12 protein-coding genes, 4 tRNA genes and 1 rRNA gene are annotated in these 21,417 nt (G+C 40.1%); 2 read left to right on the plus strand and 15 right to left on the minus strand.

The genetic code is table 11. The features are described from left to right. The 6 genes from BLV86_RS15330 to BLV86_RS15355 all read right to left on the minus strand — a co-directional run. Positions 1-104 (minus strand): 16S ribosomal RNA (locus tag BLV86_RS15330); the annotation flags it as partial. 447 nt (positions 105-551) lie between these two features. Then, entirely contained in the window at positions 552-3,440 is a 2,889-nt protein-coding gene (locus BLV86_RS15335) for a zinc-ribbon domain-containing protein (RefSeq protein ID WP_090819283.1), read from the minus strand. Positions 3,441-3,567: 127 nt separating this feature from the next. After that, positions 3,568-4,338, minus strand: a complete 771-nt coding sequence (locus tag BLV86_RS15340; RefSeq protein WP_049962539.1) for a response regulator — start codon at positions 4,336-4,338, stop codon at positions 3,568-3,570. 26 nt (positions 4,339-4,364) lie between these two features. Beyond that, positions 4,365-7,445 (minus strand): response regulator, encoded by a 3,081-nt coding sequence (locus tag BLV86_RS15345; RefSeq protein ID WP_090819285.1) that lies wholly within the window; start codon positions 7,443-7,445, stop codon positions 4,365-4,367. Positions 7,446-7,472: 27 nt separating this feature from the next. Then, positions 7,473-9,080 (minus strand): EAL domain-containing protein, encoded by a 1,608-nt coding sequence (locus BLV86_RS15350; protein WP_090819288.1) that lies wholly within the window; start codon positions 9,078-9,080, stop codon positions 7,473-7,475. An 85-nt stretch (positions 9,081-9,165) separates the two neighbouring features. Further along, positions 9,166-10,359 (minus strand): MFS transporter, encoded by a 1,194-nt coding sequence (locus tag BLV86_RS15355; RefSeq protein ID WP_090819291.1) that lies wholly within the window; start codon positions 10,357-10,359, stop codon positions 9,166-9,168. Positions 10,360-10,666: 307 nt separating this feature from the next. On the opposite strand from BLV86_RS15355, the gene BLV86_RS15360 reads away from it, so the two are divergent. Further along, a complete protein-coding gene (locus tag BLV86_RS15360; protein ID WP_029201446.1) occupies positions 10,667-10,867 on the plus strand; it encodes a DUF6465 family protein in 201 nt (66 codons plus the stop codon). Between the two features lie 217 nt (positions 10,868-11,084). On the opposite strand, the gene BLV86_RS15365 is transcribed toward BLV86_RS15360, so the two are convergent. Then, on the minus strand, positions 11,085-11,321 hold the full coding sequence (locus BLV86_RS15365; RefSeq protein WP_044917326.1) for a carbon storage regulator: 237 nt from the start codon (positions 11,319-11,321) through the stop codon (positions 11,085-11,087). A 219-nt stretch (positions 11,322-11,540) separates the two neighbouring features. Here BLV86_RS15365 and BLV86_RS15370 point away from each other — a divergent pair, with 219 nt between their 5' ends. Next, complete coding sequence (locus tag BLV86_RS15370) at positions 11,541-12,059, plus strand: DUF6465 family protein (RefSeq protein WP_090819294.1); 519 nt, start codon at positions 11,541-11,543, stop codon at positions 12,057-12,059. 144 nt (positions 12,060-12,203) lie between these two features. Here the strand turns inward: BLV86_RS15370 and BLV86_RS15375 are convergent, their stop codons facing one another. The 8 genes from BLV86_RS15375 to BLV86_RS15410 form a co-directional block, all read right to left on the minus strand. Continuing rightward, positions 12,204-12,449, minus strand: a complete 246-nt coding sequence (locus BLV86_RS15375) for a helix-turn-helix domain-containing protein (RefSeq protein ID WP_044917328.1) — start codon at positions 12,447-12,449, stop codon at positions 12,204-12,206. Positions 12,450-12,571: 122 nt separating this feature from the next. After that, entirely contained in the window at positions 12,572-18,352 is a 5,781-nt protein-coding gene (locus tag BLV86_RS15380) for an EAL domain-containing protein (protein ID WP_090819297.1), read from the minus strand. A gap of 256 nt (positions 18,353-18,608) precedes the next feature. Then, positions 18,609-19,727 (minus strand): type I glyceraldehyde-3-phosphate dehydrogenase, encoded by a 1,119-nt coding sequence (gene gap, locus BLV86_RS15385; protein WP_175456585.1) that lies wholly within the window; start codon positions 19,725-19,727, stop codon positions 18,609-18,611. Positions 19,728-20,114: 387 nt separating this feature from the next. Beyond that, the gene (locus BLV86_RS15390) at positions 20,115-20,450 is read right to left on the minus strand and encodes a NifB/NifX family molybdenum-iron cluster-binding protein (protein ID WP_044917330.1); all 336 of its coding nucleotides are present in this window, start codon (positions 20,448-20,450) and stop codon (positions 20,115-20,117) included. 489 nt (positions 20,451-20,939) lie between these two features. Continuing rightward, positions 20,940-21,013: transfer RNA gene (locus BLV86_RS15395), tRNA-Met, on the minus strand. Between the two features lie 76 nt (positions 21,014-21,089). Beyond that, a tRNA-Val gene (locus BLV86_RS15400) sits at positions 21,090-21,162 on the minus strand. Between the two features lie 45 nt (positions 21,163-21,207). Continuing rightward, positions 21,208-21,289: transfer RNA gene (locus BLV86_RS15405), tRNA-Tyr, on the minus strand. A gap of 38 nt (positions 21,290-21,327) precedes the next feature. Then, positions 21,328-21,401: transfer RNA gene (locus BLV86_RS15410), tRNA-Asp, on the minus strand. Between the last annotated feature and the right edge of the window lie 16 nt (positions 21,402-21,417).

A 21,417-nucleotide genomic window follows, 5' to 3' on the forward strand; every position in this document is an offset into this window, starting at 1 on the left:
CACTCGCTTGAGATTCACTAGGTTTCATCTCTCGCTCGTTCGACTTGCATGTGTTAGGCACGCCGCCAGCGTTCATCCTGAGCCAGGATCGAACTCTCATATTAAATACGAAAGAGATTTCTCTCTTTTAAGTTCTTCCCGTTCAGAACTAAAAGCTTGGCTTTATTTGTTCTGTCCGTTTTCTTTACTGCGATTGTATTTTCGCTTTAGACCTTTTTGGTCTCGCTTCAGATCTTTAAAGATCCTCCGCTTCTGAATCTTCATATAGAATCTTCAGGGTCTGTGTATTAATCGATCTTTGATTTTCAAGGTTCAAAAATGCTTCGTTTGAAGCTATTTAATTGCCGCTCTTTACGAGCGCTCAATTAATATAGCAACAAGCGAAGCATATGTCAAACACTTTTTAGGATTTTTTTATGTTAGTTTTGTCACCGGCCTTAACATCAATCTCAGTTCTTGCAAAAATGCCCTTTGATCAAGCGGTGGATAACTCCCTAACTAAAAAGGCCGTCCTCCGGGATTTCACTCCCTAAGGACGACCTTTTTTCTTTTTATCTCTGTCTTCCCAGATAGAAATCGAAATCTGTTACGATACCATTTTCATCTGTTCTGGCATTCAGAATACCTATATATTTCAAAAATACATACGCATCTATGACACGTATCTCATTAGGATTGAAGTCCTTGTAGTGAAGCCAAGCCTTATTGCTGATCTTTATAGTCTCAGTTCTGGACTCACCTACAGGCACATCCTTGTTATGATCATGGTAGACCTGGGCTTCAAACACTGAATAGTCCCCCATATCACGTCTGTTGGCAGGCAATATCTCTACAAGTGTATCAGGATAGGATTCGTATTCCTTAGCGAAACTAAATTCAGCATTTTCAGTTTCTTCAGCTGTCTCCTCAACTGTTTCCTCAACGCTTTCCTCAGTTTCTTCCTCTTCAGGCGCTATTTCGACAACAAAAGTCTCCGTAACAGAAGCTCCTTTATAACCGTCAGCCGTTTGTCCATAAGCTTCAACTTCATAAGTACCGTTCTCCTCCAGTATTATAGGGAGATAGTACTTAGATTCATCCTCTGCTCCGTCGTCAGTTTTTAATGTGTAGTAAATATCGCAGGTTCCTGACGCAGAAAGACTTACGGATATAGGACTGTCATAGGTTCCACCTGCCTGAGAGAAGCTTATAACCGGCTCGAGATCATTATATGCCTTCTGCAAAGCTTCACTCTCAGGATGAGCATCCAGTGCAGCTTTTATCATATCCACCGCTTCATCATGTCTGTTTCTATTGACATAGGTGTCTGCCATATGGATCAATGTTTCCGTTTCAGCATCACCAAGCTCCATATACTGTGAATACAATCCCTCAGCCTTTTCGAAATCTCCTGAGCTGTAGGCATTTTCTGCATCCTTCAGTATTTTGACAGCTCTGTTCTCAGGCTTATTGTTCCAGGCATTATAACCAATAAGTGATAAAACCACTATTGCTGCCGCAGCTCCAGCCGCCAGTTTGGCTTTACTGCTGATTTCCGGCCCTGTCACAGTCTTTTCTGATTCAGAAGCTGTTTTCTTTGATTCAGAAACTACCTTTCCCGGCTTCTCTTTTTTCTGCTCAGGCTCTGCAGCTTCACCGGAATCTGTTTCAGGCTCCGGAACATTCGCTTTTTCTGCTGTTTTGAGTCCAGACACAGCTCCCTGCTTCTCTGTCAGCTGCTCTGATACTTTGTCTTCTCTCTTCGATTTCCGGTTCTTTTTCTTGGATTTCGACTTCTTCTGCTTTTTCTGATACTTATTTTGCTTTAGCTGCTCTGATAAGTTTTCTGTTTTATTATTGGTCTCAGTTTCTGATTCCACAACTACCTGAGACTCTTTTTCGGCCTCAACGGCTTCAAGGATTTCAACCGGCTCCGCCTCAGTTGTTTCCACATTATCAGTTGGCTCCGATCCCGATGGCTTTTCAGTTTCAAGCACTTCTTCAGTTTGCTGCTGAGCCTCAACTACCACAGACTCTTCTTTAGACTCAACGGACTCAGGTGCCATTTCCGGTACAGGTTTCCACTCAGCGGCTATTTGAGCAGTATCAGTTATATCAATTACATCTTCAGAGTGTTCGACTTCTGCTTTTGATTTATCATCCACCGCGTCTGCAATAACCGTCTCTTCGGTTACCACTTCGGTTTCAGGTTTGTCCTCAGCCGTTTCAGGTTCAACTGTCTCTGCTTCATTCTCAAGAGGTTCCTCTGTTTTGTTTTCCTCAGTTATTTCAGATTCTGCTGATATATCAGTGTCTTCTGTTATCTCTTCTGACACCACTGCTTCTGCTTCGGTTTCTGATTCTACAGTTTCAGTTTTTTCTGTATCTTCTGTCTCTTCTGTATCTGACGTATCAGAATCTTGCGTTTCTTCTATATCTGCAACATCAGATTTTTCTTCTGTCTCAGAATTTTCTTCAGCAGGCTCTTCTTCGACTTCTTCAGCAGGTTCTTCAGTGTCAGAAACAACCGGCTCTTCGACTTCCGGTTCTTCGACTTCTTCATCGCCAAATATATAATCGTCGGAATCATCCACAGAATGAAGAGTCGGATCATATGCTTCCTCAGTCTCAGGAACAACAGTTTTTTCAGAAGCTTCTTCAGAGACATTTCCAAAGGCCGCCTCTGCTTCGGTGTTGTTTTGCTCGGTTTCAGAAGCACCTCCTTCTGACTCGGTGTTATCTTTCTCGATTTCAATAGCTTCTTCCTCTGACTCTGACTCAGTGTTATCTTTCTCGATTTCAGCAGCTTCTGCTTCTCCGATTTCATCAGCTTCTCCGGTTTCAGGTGCTTCTTCTCCGATTCCATCAACTTCAACATCCTCAGAAATCTCAGCATTAGAAATCTCAGTATCAGAAGTTTCAGCACCAGAAATCTCATCATCCGAAGTCTTATCTTCAGCTATTTCTTCAGCCGAACCCTCTTTCAGCTCCTCTTCGACAGGATCTTCTTCATCAATAACATTTTTCCTTGCCAGTTCTTCTGCCACTTCCCTGTCATGGCGCTCATTTTCCGCCATACGCTTTTTAATTTCTTCTTCCGCTTCTTTACGGGCGATCTCGTCAGCTAATTTAGCCCTTTCTTCAGCCTCCTTACGCCTCTTTGCGGCCTGTTGTTCTCTTTCGAGCTGTAAGGCTCTGGCATACATTTTATCAAGCTGATCATCAGCGGATTCTTCCGCAGAGAGTGCACCACCCTGAACATCATCCGATCCCTCCGCTTCCTTTTGAGCATTCTCCTTCTGTATCATTTTCCGAAACAGTTCTGCACTGTAAAAAGGAAGGTTATCGTTATGACGTATCTCCGGGCTGCTTTCAGGGGATGATACAACAAACAGCATTCCGCAATTAGGGCAGAATGCTGATGTATCAGATATTTCATTATTACAATTTCTACAAATCATATCGCAGCTTCAGGAAAATGGTTATATCCCTTTAATCTCCTTAAACATTTAGTTATATGCTACTAGTCATTTATCAAAATAGCAATGATTTTTTTATATTTTAAGCGAAACCAATGTTTATATTCTTTTATTTTTTCTGGCTTATAAAGAAATCATTCACTCTTGATACCAGCTGCTGCTGATCCAGGGTTTTCAGAAGATATCCATTAGGCCGCATCATCATAACCTTCATGATGCTGTCCCTGTCATTTTTTCCGGTAAGGAAAAATACAGGAATGTTCCTGGTACGTTCATTTTGTCTGAGCTTATTGAGAACCGCAGGTCCATCCATCATCGGCATCTCATAATCGAGAAGTATCAGATCCGGTGTATACTTATCCAGATAATCAATGGCATGAGGTCCGGAGTTTACGATAGATACATCGTATTTTCCATATTTTTTCAGCCACCCACTGGACACTTCAAGAAAAGTACTGTCATCATCCACCAGCAGGATCTTATGGGTTTTTTCAGAATTGACACTCTCATCATTCAAGGTACGTTCACGTCTCAGCTGATCCACAAGGATCATGACATTGGCAGGATGAGGCATCTCGATGTTAACACGTTCCTTAGGATAAACCTTATAAAATTCTCTGTATTCATTAGGCTTTCCGATGGCGCAGATGATTCTGTTTGAACTTAAAGTCTCTATGTAGTCGAAAACCGATTTATCCGCAAATGAAACACTGTCCAGATACAGGATAAAAACTCCTGCATCACTTGCTTTTTCGTTAATGCCGGCAATATTAAAACCGCAGGTATATACAACATATCCGTTATTCTTCAGGATACGTATCATGGCCTGCGCCATAAAATTCAGATTGTCGCCTATGATCAAAACACTATTCAGATACATAAAATGTCATCTCCACTTTTCTACACTTATTCTGCTGTCACAAGCTCAGACAGCTTACCCCAGTCCGGTCCCTTTGCCGCATTTTTCAGTTCCAGATAAATAATCTTTTTCTTTTCCGGCAGACGATATTCTTTCAGCATCTCCAGCATCATTTTCAGGTCATCGATATCATACATCTCAACAAAGCTGTTAAGATTTATCATGAAATCAGACCATTCATCATCCGAAAGCTCCGGAAGATCTGAATCATCCTCTTCTTCCATGCCAAAATATTTATCCAGCGATTCATAAAGGCTTTCCGCCATACTGACAAGCCTTGGATTATCCATGAGGATGACATCAAGTCTTTCCTCATCTCCGGCTGCTTCAAGATCCTTTGCCAATGAGGATAACTCGGCTGCACCGATAATCCTCGCCGAACTCTTCATAGCATGCACCTTTATAGTATAATTCTTTATATCCAGTTTTTCAAAATTTTCCTGAATTATTCTTATATTATCTTTCAGACTGTCATAGAAGCTTCTCAGAGCAGTCAGGTATCCTTCAGCAGAACCGCAATGCTGAAGACCGTCCCTGACATTTAACTCCGGTATGTTATTAAGCTCTTCGGGTAACGTCTCCTCCTCTTGCTGATCATCCTCTTCCGGGACATCTCCTTCACCTGCCTCCTGTATAAGATCAGGAGAAATGTAGAATCTCAGTTTCTTTTCAAGAAGTCCGGCATCAATTGGTTTGGTTATAACGTCGTCAAATCCTGCCTTCATGTAATCCTCAATGGCACCGGTAACAGCATTAGCAGTAAGACAGATGATCGGGGTATACATACATGGTGAGCCGTCCAGTTCACGCATACGGTGCAAGGTCTCGATTCCATCCATGACCGGCATACGATAATCCAGGAAAATAATGTCATAATGGTTCTTCTTCACAAGCTCTATTGCATCCTGGCCGCTTTCCGCCGTATCGACCTTGATCTTGTTCTGCTTAACCAGGGCCTTGATTACTGTGAGATTCAGTGCCGTATCATCCACCGCAAGAATTGTAGCTTCAGGTGCATAGAATGAAGGTCCATTATTGATATATTCATCCTTCCGTTCTTCAACATTAACCTTACCCATAGGCGCAGGAGACCTTACCGCCTGAGTAAGCTTGAAAGAGAATATGGATCCTTTACCGTACTCGCTTTGAACCTCAAGATGGCTGTTCATCTCTCTCAAAAGCTTTTGGGTAATGTTCATGCCGAGACCTGTACCCTCTATTGTACGGTTTCGTTTTTCGTCAAGTCTTTCAAATGCCTCAAAGAGCTTTCCTATCTCTTCTTTTTTAATTCCTATTCCGGTATCCTCGACAGAAATGTCCAGCACAACCTCAGCAGGATTCAGGCTTTCAAGCTTAACTCTGAACCATACTTTGCCCGTCTCTGTATACTTGACCGCATTGGTAAGAATGTTGGTTATGATCTGCTTCACACGGATTTCATCCCCGTACAGCACTTCCGGAATATCCTCGTCAGCCTCCAGAATAAGCTTCAGCTTTTTATCCTCGGCACGCTTCTTTATCATATGATAAAGATCCCTAAGCATATCAGCGGTCTTATACTCGATAGGAATAACCGATAGTTTTCCTGACTCTATCTTGGAGAAATCCAGGATGTCATTGATGATACCAAGGAGTTCAACTCCTGCATTTCTAATGTCTATGGCATAGCCCTTAACATCGGAATCATCAGCTTCTCTAAGGATCATTTCATCCATGCCAAGGATGGCATTTATAGGTGTACGGATCTCATGTGACATGTGTGAAAGGAACGAAGATTTAGCCTCGTTTGCACTTTCCGCTTTGGAAATAGCCTCATTCAGATCATTCGTTATTGCCTGGAGGAAAATACTGGTTCTGTCCGCCAGCGGAATTACAGCATTCGTCTCAGCAACATTTATGGTATCGGAATAATCAACATGCTCCTGTATATCAGGCATGCCTTCTCTGAGTCCCAGGATAACGCTGGAAACATTGTGAGTGCCTCCCCTTCCATCCATAAAAAGGAATTGTCCCTTTCCACGGATATACTGAATGTTTTCATCAATATTCTGGAAGGCATTGAGCTCCTTATATTCAGGTACGATGTAGTTCTGTCTTGTATCGCTTCCGAATAAGAAAGAACCCTGTGGGACAAATTCTGCAAATCTGTTAACCTTATATGCTATCTCACTGAATATGCTGCTTTTATTACCGGATGAAAAGCTTATGATATCATCCTGTCTGAAATCCCCAAGGAAATACAGCTGTCCTGCCTTGTCATATCTGTAAGGGCTTCTGCTGAGGATCTGATTATCTCTTTTTACAAGGAAAGGGAATTCCCTGATGTTCTCGAGAAATGCACCATTCGGCTTTATGTTGAGATACTTTTCATATATCTCTGTAGCATTCATTCCGTCTATTTTTTTTACAATGTTTTCTCCTATATTTAATCCACTGACTTTCTTCCTTAACTCAATCTGAAAGTTCTTTCCCAGAGGTCTCCAACCGGTCAAAAGCTCGGTATGGACCATCAAATCTTTGCCGGACAATATAACTCCCGCAAATCCTCTGCAAAGTTTTTCGTTCTGCCATACAAAATGGGTATCAGACCAAACATCCTCAAAGTCCGCAGTCCAAATACCTGCTATAGGTATATTGTATTTCTTTTCAAAAAGTGACATGGGATAGGATATCTTAGCTGAACTCCCTGCTGCAAAAAGTATAATGCAGGCAGGATCCTCAATATTTTCCACCATATCTGAAAGCTCATCGAAGGCGCCCTGTTCATCGATATACTCAAATGTACAGGAGAAAGGTGTCACCGTAGTATGTTCCATAAGGCAGAAAGATACCCTCAGGAATTCGCTGTACTTATGGGATGCACCCTGGTGTACGCCTACCATACATATGTCAGGATACTTCTTGAATACCAGAGATAAAACGTCATACAGTTTATCTTCTGTGATCCCGTTCTCGGTAAAGACCAGAAACATATTCTTTTTAGGTTTATCCTGGATAAACTGTTCCCATTCCCGAAGAACCGACCACATTTCATCTCTACGGGATAATACGAAGGTTTTTTGTATCATTCCAATTACCTCTGTTTAAATAAGGTATCAATTTCCATCAACATTAATATTCACTATTCCCGAAAGAACCATATCTTTTCCATCTATTTCAACCGGCATAAGAATATACTTCTTTGGCTCATAGCGCCCATCGTCCATCTGTGTTTTTAATACCCTTCTGTCATGTATTGTTTTTCTCTTTGATAACCTTTCTTTAAGAGTTGACAGCTTCATAAACTCTGTGTATTTTTCTCTTTCATCCGGCGCTATATACTCCCGGCTCCATTCCTCTACAGCCTCCGTAAAAAGAGCGCCTTCAGAAATACCTCCATACTCATTGGTATTCATATAGGTATTCTTTATCTTGCCGTCTTTCATATCAACAAGATCAATCCTGTCGTACATGCAGTAGATTTCACCCATAGCCTTTGCAAACAGAGTAGCCTTGCCCCAGTTCTCATCATGTGTCATTGAGCAGTAGACTGCAAGTGCCAGAGCTCCGGTCTTAGGGTTTTTGGCTACGAATTTTGCTTTTATATTAATAAGATTTCCTCTGTAAACATGAGAGAACTTTACATCTGTCTTTTCCTTCTGAAGCTCCCTGATAAACGGGCGCAGCTTCTCCTGAAGCACACCGGATTTCTGGTTGATGATACGTTCCGCAGACTGGCTTGTTAATCCACCTATATATTTAAGATATTGCTTATTGGCCTCATTCTGATACAGATAGGTAAAATTCTGATCCTTATATTCAAAAACTGCCATGGCTTCAGCATTGGTCACACCGTTGGCTTCAAACATGGATCCGTTTTCTATCTCTATCTGGCCGATAGCATTGTAATAATCACGTTCTTCTATTGATTCCACCTCAAAGCCCTGCTTGTTCAATTCCTTTAAGGGCATAGGTTTGGAGAAGAAAAAGCCCTGGATCATTTCGCATCCCAGATCTTTAAAGTAATTATATTCGCTCTCGTTCTCTATACCTTCTACCAGAGTACTGAAATTAAGCCGTTTAACCATGTTGATAAAATAAGCTATTATGGTCCTGGCTCTCTCCAGCTCTTCACCTTTCAAACTTCGTAAAAATCTGACATCAAATTTTATCACGCTGTACTTTTTTTCAAGCGCGCTAAAAGAGCCATAGCCAAAGCCAAAATCATCCAGCCACTTCTCATGTCCCCTGGACAGCAGGTTCTCTATCACACCCTGGATATCATAATTATCCCTGAAAATTTCTTCACTGACCTCAAGGCATAGATACTTTGCAGGTACTCCGCTGTCCTGTTCCGCTTCCTCAAAAACATTTAAAAGATCACATTCAGCGAAATCGTTTTTTGTAATATTGACAGAAACCGGATATGGTGTATCGCCATTATCGATCTTCTCCTTAATATCCCTGCACACAGCATTTATTACATAAATATCAAGAAGATGTATTTTTTTGGCCTGGATCAATGTCTTTATAAATGCACCGGGACTGAGGAACCCGTATTGTGGATCCTCCCATCTGGCCAATGCCTCTGCCGCACATATCTTACCTGTAATAGTACGTATTACAGGCTGATAATATACCTTGATATAACCTTCCTTGATGGCTGTTTCGATGTTATCGACTATATACTTTTCAAGATCAACTACGGATACTGTACCGCTCATGTCATGCCTTTCTATACAATGCTTATATCATGTAAACTCTAACCTTTATTCATTCCCTGCCGGTGTGCAGCTTACTACACCCGCTTTAGCCACCGGTGGAATTCAGTTTTTTACTCTTTGTCATAACCACCTGAAGTGCAAAGAACAGATCCAGTGCCAGGAATACCGCAAGTATCCTGAAGGACCATGTGAAGCCAACTGCCTTCTCCAAAAATCCGAATACAAAAGACACCAGCGTTCCGCCTATTCCCGTCGCAACCGTTATGGCTGCTATTACAGTTGCAGTTTTAGTGCCGCTGTAATCTGCCGCATAAGTAAGTACGTTGGGATAAACCGCACCGCAGAAAAAGCCCATGATAAATACCACCACAAATGCAACGTATTCATTTGTAACTACAGACAGAAATGCCAGGAATAATGCTGCTCCCGTGGGTGCCGCACAGAGAAGTAATCTTCTATATTTGCTGAGATAGCCACAGATGATACGGGAAGGGATCATTGCCATCCAGAAAATTGAAAGGGCAATATATCCTCTTTCGGAGTGGACATTATCATGCATGAAACCGTTCAGGAAGAAACCGACTCCGTTCTCAACTCCAACATAGATAAACATGATGATACAGAGATAGATAACTCCCTTTATATAAATGTTTCCGGAACCGCCTGAACCCGCGCCTTCATATTCAAATACCTCAGCGTCCTCAGGATTCTCTCTGGGCTCGAAACTGATCTTCCAGAGAAGTACCGCAAGCACAAACGAAATCACGGCATCTGCCGCAAAAAACGTTCTCCATCCGAGGGCAGTCTTAAGAGCAAAACCCACTATCAAAGGAGCTACCACCGCACCAAATGCATACATTGCCGCAATGCCGCCCATCCTTTGATGCTTTGTAACCGGATAGGCATCATCCATTTCAGCGATGGCCACGTACTGAATGATACTTGTAGCAAATCCCAGAATGAAAACACCCACCGAGAACTGAAGTGAGCCGGTTGCCAGAAGGATAATGATGCCGGAAACGACTCTCGTGGCTGTGAACAGTGTAAGCATTATCTTTTTTCCCACCCTGTCAGCCAGGGAGCCAAGGATGATAGGTGCTATCATGGTGGCGAAAAGTTCTACGGAAGCTATAACTCCCTGAGCCCCGTGATCCAATGAATACTCTTCACCTATGTACAAAAGTGCCGCTTGATATCCGCCGGTCTCAAAGCCATTCATAAAGATAGATATCAGTAACAGGATCGCAATGTCATTGATGCTTTTTCTTTTGTTATTCATGTTGTTTCTCCATCACTTATCGGTCCTGACTATACCATTTTCGGATTGGAACCGATCGCTGCCCACAGTACCTACCATATTTGTCGACAAAAAATCGTTTATATAAAACAGCTTCTGTATTTTTTTAATGCATTTACATTTTATTCGAGACCAATTTTGATGATAATCATAGAATTGACAAAATCAGGGATTGAAAATATAATGTAAACGTTTATTTTAAGGGAGCGGATGCCGGGTTACATCCGCAGGTGTAGACTACATGCCTGTGCATGCGTGCTATAAGTTTTTTTGTAGGGAGGATAATAAAATGTCTATCAAGTCAACTATCACACTTCAGCTCAATGGTAAGGATTATGATTTCAACAGCATCACAAAGGATTCTGTTGCAGCAGCTCAGAAGATCAAGAAGGATGTTAAGGCTGTTAATGTTTATGTTAATGCCAAGGATTCAGCCGCTTACTTCACAGTTGATGGTGCAGGAAGCGCTGATTACAAGATCAACCTTTAATTTTCAGTAAACTGATGAAACGCCACCCGGGACAGTTCTCGACGTTGATTGAGAATTGTCCCGGGTGATTTAATTTACGGAAAGGAAGCTCCACCGGGGACGGTTCCCGCCGGCGAGAACCGTCCCCGATGGATTAATTAATGGACAGCAAAAGAGGATACACATCGATGTGCGGTGCACAACAATGTGTATCCTCTTTATTTTAAAACTCATATATTTAAATCACGATCTTCTTTAATACACTGCTTTTTTTCTTTGATTTATGCTCAACGATAGGCACGATGTCGTCTGTGGGCGCAGCAGCAGACTCTGTAAGCTCTCCTCTTACTATGCTGACCTGATCCGGTGCCTCGATGGCAAGTCTGACTCCATTTCCATCCACTCTTGCAACAGTTATCTTAATATTACCGTTTATGACCAACGTCTGATCTTTTTTCCTTCTTAACACAAGCATATATGAGTCCCCCTCCGATATTTATAGAAATAATATATATTAATTAAATCGTTTATGTCCTTACAGCATTATTACAAAATATCGTCATATTTTGATTGCTTTTTGTGAAAAAAATTGAGCTGAAAGCCTTTAAAATGCTTGAAAATATTGACATCTCTGATTTACGGAAATAAAATCAATTTCATAAAGCTTTTATTTTTTCAAAGGAGACATATTAATATGGCAAAGACAAAGACAGCTGCTCCTAAGGCAGCTAAAACCGCAGCTCCTGCAAAATCTGTTGAAGAGAAAAAGACAGAAGCTGTTAAAACTGTAGCTGTTAAGAAGGAAGAGCCTAAGAAGGCAGAAACAGCTGTTGAGAAGAAGGAAGCTCCTAAGGCTGCTCCTAAGAAGGCAGAAGCAACTGCCGAGAAGAAGGAAGCTCCTAAGGCTGCTCCTAAGAAGGCAGAAGCAGCTGCTGAAAAGAAGGCTGCTCCTAAGACTGCTGCAAAGAAGGCTGCTGAGAAAAAGCCTGCTGCAAAGAAAGCAACAAACGAAACAGCTGTTAAGGCTGCTGTTACACTCCAGATCAATGGAATCGATTATGATCCCGCAAGTATCGAGAACGATGCAATAGCTGCTGCTAAGAAAATCAAGGCTACCGTTAAGGATGTCAAGATTTATATCAATGCTGACGAATCAGCTGCTTACTTCACCATCGATGGCGAAGGCAGAGACGATTACAAGATCAATCTGTAATTATGCAGGTGGGACTCCCACTACTATATATTATTCAGGTCGTCACATTTTGTGACGGCCTTTTCTTTTAAAAAATCCCGTCACTCCTATAATGGAGTGACGGGATTTTTGCACGCAATATATTTCAGAATTAAGACGCAGTCTTTATGCAGCATCTGCCTTGTTGTTTCTGTCAGATACATACACAACAATATCATCCACCTTCTGACCGACGAGCTCAGCAAACAAGAAGAGGTTTTCTATACTGGGAAGAGTATCGCCCCTAAACCAGTTATATATAGATGTTGTTGATATATTCATCTCCTTACATATGTCGGAGACTGAAAAACTACTACTCTTTACAGCCAACCGCAGCAACTCGCCTGTGGCTTCCTGATCAATGTAACTCATATGTCACCTCACTCTGTTACTAATACCCGAACTATTATTACCAAAGATTTTATCATATGTATCTGTTAAACGCAAAGCATCCTAATGATGTTTTCCTTAAGGTTTTAAGACAATTAATGCCGTCACATATCCATCTGAGCCACAATGATCCTTGCCGAAATGAAATACGATACTGTCAACATGATATCTGTAATCTTTTTCTCATCACTGATCGCAACATTATCCGCTCCGAAGTACCCTATGATCTCTTCACCTTTTTTCAAAGGAACCTGAACCGAATTCCTGATGTTTCTTGTCTTCAAAAAGTCATATAATATCGCATCCGCATTTTTGACAGAACTTATATCTTCACAGAAATATTTACCACGTTTAAAAGCTTTGATCCTTTCAAAAATGTCTTTGTCGACCTTCTGTGATACTCCCAGATTCGGCCTTACCCCGTCAGCGCACCATTCATATCTCTCACTGAAGGTATTCTTGCTATGATCAGCCAGCATAAGGTAGATATGATCAGCAGCCACGTGATCCCCCAGCTCCTCCAATACCTTTCTTATGGCAAGATCATCATCCTTTTCTTCATTGAAAATTTCAGCGGTTCTCACCACGACAGCATTGGACTTATCGGATTCTGCCACATCCATCAGGTTAAATACTTCTTTACGGCTTGCATCATGATTCAGAAGCATGACCACACAGAAGCCGGTATTTGACACAGGCATGATGACTGTTTCCATCCAGCACCCTCCGATGGCATCGTATCTTATATCTCTCTTTGTGAGACCCAAAACCGAAACTTCATATATATCCGCTATAAGTTGAGGATCCGCTTGCAGAAATACCTCCTTATAGCTCTTACCAAGCATTTCTTCGGGTTTACGTTTCACAAATTTGCAATATGCCCTGTTTACAAACATGAATATGAAATCTTCTGCCTTCGTTCCGTCACCGTTAAACCGTACATTAACATAATAGGACGGAAGAGAGATGTCCTCATAAACATTAAATATCTCCGTAAGATCTTTAAATCGCGTATCCTTTTTTGAATTAATGTGGTCTTCCCTGTGGTTATTGTCAACTGTTACAGCATATTTACGCTTGATCTCGATATCATGCTGCCTTGCAACAACCATATACTCAAGGAGAATCGATATCATTTCCAGAAAGCTTCCCACATCTATCTGCAGGGATAATGAATAGTTATCTATCACCAGAACCCCCGCTAATCTGGTATTATCATAAAGCGGCACTTCGATAAACCGGCTGATATCATTTTCCTTTAAAAACTTATATTTTCCGGCATTATAGTCCTTTATATCTTCAATATTTCCGATGATAAAAGCAGAATGTCTATTATAAGCCTCCGACAACATCCCGATATAGTTATCAAAAGTTACAGAACCTCTCTTTTCCTTTAAAGAGAAAACATTATCTCTGCGCCACTCATAAGTGTTGTTTATATTCTTTTCGCCCATTTCAAGTAGAGCAATCCTGTCGGCAGTCAGAATCTCACCCATTTTTCTGATGGCATCATTTATGGCAGTACCCGGTTCTTCGCACCTGCTCAAAATCTCAACAACTTTATAGCCGGATTTTTGAGTAAGTATTCTCTTCTCATTTGCGTCATGTTCAGACTCCATCACGCTCATTTTATTATAAAATTCATGCAGTTTGAGCCTTGACGACATGAAATATGCGGCATTCTCAATGAATTTTCTGATGTCTATAGCCTTGTCATGATCGAAATTGTCTACACCAAGATATCCCAGAAGTTTCCCTCTGTGATACATGGGTGCGCTGATCATCCAGTTGATACCCTTGGATTTTAAGTAATTATATCCCTCCGGATAATCAAACTTAAGCAGATTAACATTCTCAATGACTACACTTGTGTCCTTCTCAAGATACTTTTCCCATAGAGAGATGTACCTGTAGTCATTCTGCTGAAGCTTGTTCTTCCCTTCATCTATACCGGTGGAATACCACTCAAAAGTATTGTCAAATGTTCTTCTGTCTGTTTCGAATATATATACCCTGGACGCACCGGTAACACTTCCGATAAACTTAAAAGCGTCATTTACAGCAGTTTTGAAATTAGATTCTGTATCAAGAATCCTTGCAAGCTTGACCAATTCTTCCATGGTTGCCTGGCCCACCGACATCCGGTTTTCCTTACTCATTTCGCCATCAACAACCTCGCAGATAACTGCACAGGTTCCGGGAACCACTGAAGGCGCTGCGGTAAAATGTATCCAGTGTCTTGTTGCTTCATCATAGAGTATATGGTTTACATATTCGCCTCTTACAGCCCTGTAGGTATAGTCAAGCCATGCCCGGTCCGCCCTTGGGAAAGTTTCTATATATCCTTTTCCCAACAACTCCTTTTTGGTGATACCTGTCATTTCACTGTATTTCTGGTTGACGAACAGATATTTAATATCCAGCACCGATACTTCCGCGTCATCCATTACCGGCTTAAATACAACGTATGGAAGCGGAAGATCCCTGTAGACATCAGGAATAACTTCAGTATTACTGAATGCAAGATTTATTCCTTTTCTTTGGAAACTGATCTGCTGTCGTTTCTTTGCGATATCAATGATATCCTGAGTGTTTATGGCCTCAGATCCCATGGATAATCCGTAGGTCATGGTTAAAGAGCATCGGCACTTTTCAACCTCTTTAATGTTCTTTATTTCCTCCAAACAAGTCCTGATCTCCCTGGCGATACTATCTGTAGAAGTGCCTTTTTCACACACAGCAAAATAGCATCCATAGGTTCTTGCTATGGTTGCGGTATCCCTGAAGGATCTCTTTATAGTTTTTGCTATAAGTTTAATGAGATGCTCAGCGATTTCTTCTCCGTAGTCCGTAAGCACATCATTATATCCTTCTATATGTATAAATGTGTATATATAGTCCTGCCCATTTGCTTTAAAATTCTCATCGAATTCAAGCATGGAGAGCATCATTCCCTGGGAGTTAAGAAGCCCTGTCAGCGGATCTATCAGATTACTTTTTGTAACACTTGAATCTATATTCAGATCCTGCTCAACATCTACAAAATATCCTACCAGTCCTATGATCTTTCCGTCCTGATAAGTAGGGAATTTATTGGCAAGAATAGATCTCGGAACTCCTCCTACAATAATCTTGCCGGGGGCATTGATAACCGTCTCACCTCTCTCGATAACATGAAGCTCATCAGTCCTGTAAGGATTGTCATCGATATGCCATTGCAGATCTTCATCGGTTTTTCCCAAAATCTCATCAATAGATCTGAAATTATAATATTTCAGGAAAGCATCGCTGGCCCCGACAAATCTGCGTTCTCTGTCTTTCCAGAACATTTTTATATTTCCTACCTGAAGAAAGGCCTTGGTCCAGGCATCATCCTTATTGACTATAACTTTGCTAATGTCAATCTGGTTGGTTTCCAGCAACCGGCCTATGATATCCTCTTTATTGTTTGTTTCTTCAATTTCGGCAGGTTTAACGCATACGTAATATTTCTTCCCCTCAGTTTCAGGAATAAGCACAAACAGAAATTCCGTCCATTTGAAACTTCCATCATTCTGTTTTACAAGGAATATTTCCGAGAAACAGCCTCTGTCCGAAGATTTAAATCTGGCCTCAATATTTGATTTATCAAGAAATCTGCGAAGACGTTCCAGATCATTTATATGCGCCATCCCCACAACAAATTCGTCATAAAACTTTTTCAGTCCATATATCACTTCTCCGTCATTTTCATTGGATAATGTACTGGTTATGACAGTTCTTGAATCCTCTTCATAATCTATAAGGTATATACATTCATAAACAGACATGATAGTCTCCATGATACTGTTTATACCCTCAAAATACCCCCTTACATTCCTGTCAATGACATCCATGGAAACTGACAATACATGTCCGCTGTAGGAACTCACTACGGGAGCAAAGCTTATCTTGATATTTCGGTTCTTCTGCAGGATGATCATGCCCTCTGTTCTGTTATTCTTGATGGCTTTGCAGGCAAGCTTTCTCAATTTATCAAGATTCATGGATATCTCAGTTCCCAAGGTGAGATTTGACAGATTTTTCGAAGAACTTTCCTTTTTATCTATATCCCTTACATAAGCTTCGTTTTTGTAAAGTGTGGAAAATTGTTTTCCATCAAAGAAAAACAAAGCTTTAGGGTACTTTGATATAACGTCCGTAAGGCCGGCTTTCTGATAAAAGCCGTAGGTATCAAGACTTTCAAACAATAAGCCTTTTTCCTTCATATGTTCCAATGAAACATCAAGTTCTTCTGTTTCTATATGAAAATTTCCCTGTATCCTTTCACAACCTATATTCTTAAGGAAATCATTCTGCTCCCCGGTTTCAATACCTTCAGCCGAAGTATGTATACCCAAAGCTTTGACCATTTTTATGGTCATTTTTAAGATCTCACGGGCTCTGTCATTCAAATCTTTGAGAAAAGCAAAATTGATCTTTATTCCGTCAAAATTAAAATCCTTCAATGCACTTAAAGCGGAATATCCTGCACCGAAATCATCCATCCAGACTTCAAAGCCAGCATCATGTAATCTGTCTATAGCTCCGCTTACAAGTTCCCTGTCTCTCATGAGGACAGTTTCGGATATATCTATAGAAATGAGATTTCTGCTGATACCATGAGAATCACAGACTGATGAAATGATAGATACCGGATCGCATACTTCAAAATCTGTTTTTGAAATATTTACACCCACAGTAACAACAGGCTGACCGTTATCTAGCCTTTGCTGAAGCATATCTGCTACTTTTCCTATAATGTACATATCGAGGCGATATGCAAGTCCGTTTTCTTCCAGCACAGGCAAAAATTCCAATGGTGTAAGTATGCCATATTCCGGATCATGCCACCTTGCAAAGGCTTCAAATGCGCACACTCTGCCAGTAAGACTTCTTACCACAGGCTGATAGTAGGGTTCTATCCAGCCCTCCGCCAAAGCCTGATCAAAAGTATGAAGTATGTATTCTCTGTTAAGTTGTTTTCCGATTATGCTGTCATCATACCAGGCGTAATCTGAAACATCTATTCCTACGAGGGTATCCGCTGCAATCCTTGCCTTATCGCACACTTCATTCATAGTCATTTCCGGAAGATAATTAATGATACCCATACGAACCGTAAGAGTTCTTCCGTTATTGGCAGAATGCAGCTCTCCTATCAATTGGTTCAGCAATATCTCTATGCCTTCCGATTCTGCATATACAAAAAAATGATCAGAGCCAAACCTTGCACAATTCTGAGTAGGAAAATACTTTTTTAGAATATTGGAAAATACCAGCAGGAAATTATCAGCTTCTTCCAATCCGTACCTGGAACTGAAATTTTCCATTCCGTTAAAATCAAATGCGATAACCACCGGTTTTTTATTATCTGTATAAAGTTTGTTACAACCGGCCTTTGCTGATTTCATGAAATACTCACGGTTTAAAAGACCCGTAAGCTGGTCAACGGTAGATTCAAATGTAGATACAAAAACATAAAACAGTGGACCTTCTGCAGGATCTTCATACAGTTTTGCTATATCCTCTATTTCAAGTATCTTTCCGGTTTTTGTCATTATCCTATAATGAACTTTATCGAAATGCTCTTCGGAATTGTCTATCTGTATCTTGATACTTGTCTCAATTCTTTCGTAGTCTTCAGGATACACCATTCCTTTAAATGATCCACCTGTCAATTCCTGGAATTCTTCATTACTCTCACATTCAAACAGATCAAGTATAGCCTGATTGGCATAAAGTATCTGTTCTTCTTCCCAATCGGCCTTATAGATGAAAAATCCGCCCGGCATGGCTTTAAGACCATTCAGAATATAATCCTTACTATAATCTGCATTTGTAAAATCATTAACTTTTGTACTCATATGGATCTCCGACTGTATCAATGCTTATTTCATATGAACAGCAAAACATTTTTGCCGTCCAAATTTTTCGATATTACATGCCATATATGTAAATTATGCCGTATATCTTTTTTTCGACTAAAATCACAAAAATATGAGATAATCCTTATGGATTCCACACTCAAAAGCATGATCTAACAAAAAAGCTTCCTGACTCATTTAAGTCAGAAAGCTTTTGATAATCTTTATGAATCTGAGATGTTTATATCTTCAGGTATTATTTTTTCTTTTCGGCATTTTTCTTATCCTGGGACTCAGCAACCTGAACACTGCTCTTTACTTCAGCCTGCTTTTCATTTTTTAAAGCCTTTGCAGCAAACTTTGCGTCCTTACGGGCTACATACTGTAAAAGGTTGATACACTGATTTGAATAGCCCCACTCATTATCATACCATGCAATAAGTTTTACGAAAGTATCATCAAGCATGATTCCTGCTTTAACATCAAAAATACATGTCTGGAAGTTACCTCTAAGGTCAGATGAAACAATTTCATCAGTATTGTATTCAATGATATCCTTCATCTCATGACGGGAAGCATGCTCAATAGCTTCGCAGATTTCATCATAACTGGTCTTTGTTTTAAGCTGAGCAGTGAGATCAACAACAGAAACATCATTTGTTGGAACTCTGAAGCTAAGTCCTGTCATTTTTCCTTTAAGTTCAGGAATAACCATACCTACTGCCTTAGCTGCACCTGTGGAAGAAGGAATAATGTTATTAAAAACAGAACGTCCTGTTCTCCAGTCACGACCGCCATTTGAGTCAACCGGCTTCTGCTTTGATGTTGATGCATGGATTGTTGACATAAGTGCTTTCTCAATTCCAAACTTCTCATTAAGAACCTTGGCAAGAGGAGCAAGACAGTTTGTAGTACATGATGCGTTTGAAATAATCCTCATAGAAGGATCATAGCTCTCATTGTTTACACCGAAAACGAAAGTTGGGAAATCCGGATCTTTTCCCGGTGCTGTAAGGATAACCTTTTTGGCACCTCCCTTAAAATGCTTTTCACAATCCTCAAGACGGAGGAACTTACCTGTTGACTCAATAATGTATTCTGCACCGGTTGAAGCCCAATCGATATTAGCCGGATCATCCTCTGAAAATACATGAATTTTCTTCCCATTTATAACAAGCTCATTATCTGTATATCTTACACGACCTCTGAATCGACCAAATACAGAATCGTACTCCATCTGATAAGCCATACGTGAAATGTCAGCATTCCTCAGGTTGATAGCGCAAACCTCAATATCATTATCACGCTCCTCAAGGATTCTAAGGATAACTCTGGCAATACGACCAAAACCATTGATACCAACTCTAATCAACATAATTACACCTCTCTCTTTTTTTGTAAAAAATAACCTAGGCGTATATTAGCACTGTTTAATTTACATGAAAACAAATGATATTTTTCAGACATTTATGATTATTTATTGTCAATTTGCAAAACAGCTTCTACAAAAGATTGTGCATGTTCAACAAAGCCTGATTTTTAGCCATTTTTTGGCAAATGTTGTATACAATTTTTACATTGATAAAAAATTAATTATTGTTTTTTGTATCCAAAGAAGTGCAATTTAACAATATAAAAGACACAAATCCACGATTATAATCTACGTGAATTTGTGTCTATAAGAATCAAAAACAAATTTTTATGCAGTAAGTATCTTTCTGGCATATTCTTTTATATATGGCTGCATAATTGATTTTTTGACTTAAATATTAACAGTACTCTCTTGAAACTTATTAATATCCTCCGCAAAAGTTTCGGCAACTTCATCACAGATACCTTCCACTCCGCTATAAACCCTTATTCCAAGCTCAGAAAGAGAAATCAATGCGTCTTCATCTAATTCTTTGCAAATCATTGCATTTACTCCAATTCTTCGCAGAATTCCGGCAAGCGCACAATGTCCCCTGCCATCAGTTTTCACTAGAGAAGAATCAATGATAGCATTTTTCTCAATATTATAAATTTTGAAATAACTAATATTATTAAAGCTTTTTATAACATCTTTATCTTCAGGATCATAAGTAATTGCAAGTATCATTTTAAAGTCCTTTTCTATTGTTAATTAAATTGTCTATTTTAACGGAAAACGTTATGATTATAGATAATTTTTTAACATAAAACAAGGCAAAATATGCATTTTTTTAAATAAGAAAAAAGTTCCCCTCCTTAATCAAAGGAGGAGAACACGCCAACATTGATTACTTGTGAACTTTGTGCCCATCAGATTATCTACTATTAATATTCCCATCACCTATATAATAATGCAAAACAAAAATTTTTGCAACAACATAATTATTAAAAATAATATTTTTGTTTTATAGGGCAAGGTATTTAATTATTGCCATATTTCTGTAATATAAAAAATATTTCTACTTATTTCAGAAATATTCCAATAATCCAGAAAATACTATCTGAATAATATAGCATGAGGTACATATCAAATCAGAGTCGCCATGGATCGAATTCATCGGTAATAACAGTAAAAGATAGCTAAAAAAAAAGATCACCATCTAGTGATCTCTTAGACTTGCGGGAGAAGGATTTGAACCAACGACCTTCGGGTTATGAGCCCGACGAGCTACCAGACTGCTCCATCCCGCGATATTAATATTTGTTATTTTCAATTCTGTTAAAGAATCCTTTGGATTCTACTGAAACTAATCATGAACAGAATTAATGGGGCCTACAGGGCTCGAACCTGTGACCCCCTGCTTGTAAGGCAGATGCTCTCCCAGCTGAGCTAAGACCCCATTCAGTTGAAAATAACAACTGTGAAACTCATATCGAGTTTCAAATGGATGGGGGTGGATTCGAACCACCGAAGTCACTGACAACAGATTTACAGTCTGCCCCCTTTGGCCACTCGGGAACCCATCCATAAAATATTGAATTTTAAATGATCAATAAATCATTAGCGACCCGGGACGGAATCGAACCGACGACCTCCGCCGTGACAGGGCGGCGCTCTAACCGACTGAGCCACCGGGCCTTACTACTTTGAGATT

It is taken from the genome of Oribacterium sp. KHPX15 (genome assembly GCF_900107835.1).
In the GTDB taxonomy this organism is placed as follows: domain Bacteria; phylum Bacillota; class Clostridia; order Lachnospirales; family Lachnospiraceae; genus Oribacterium.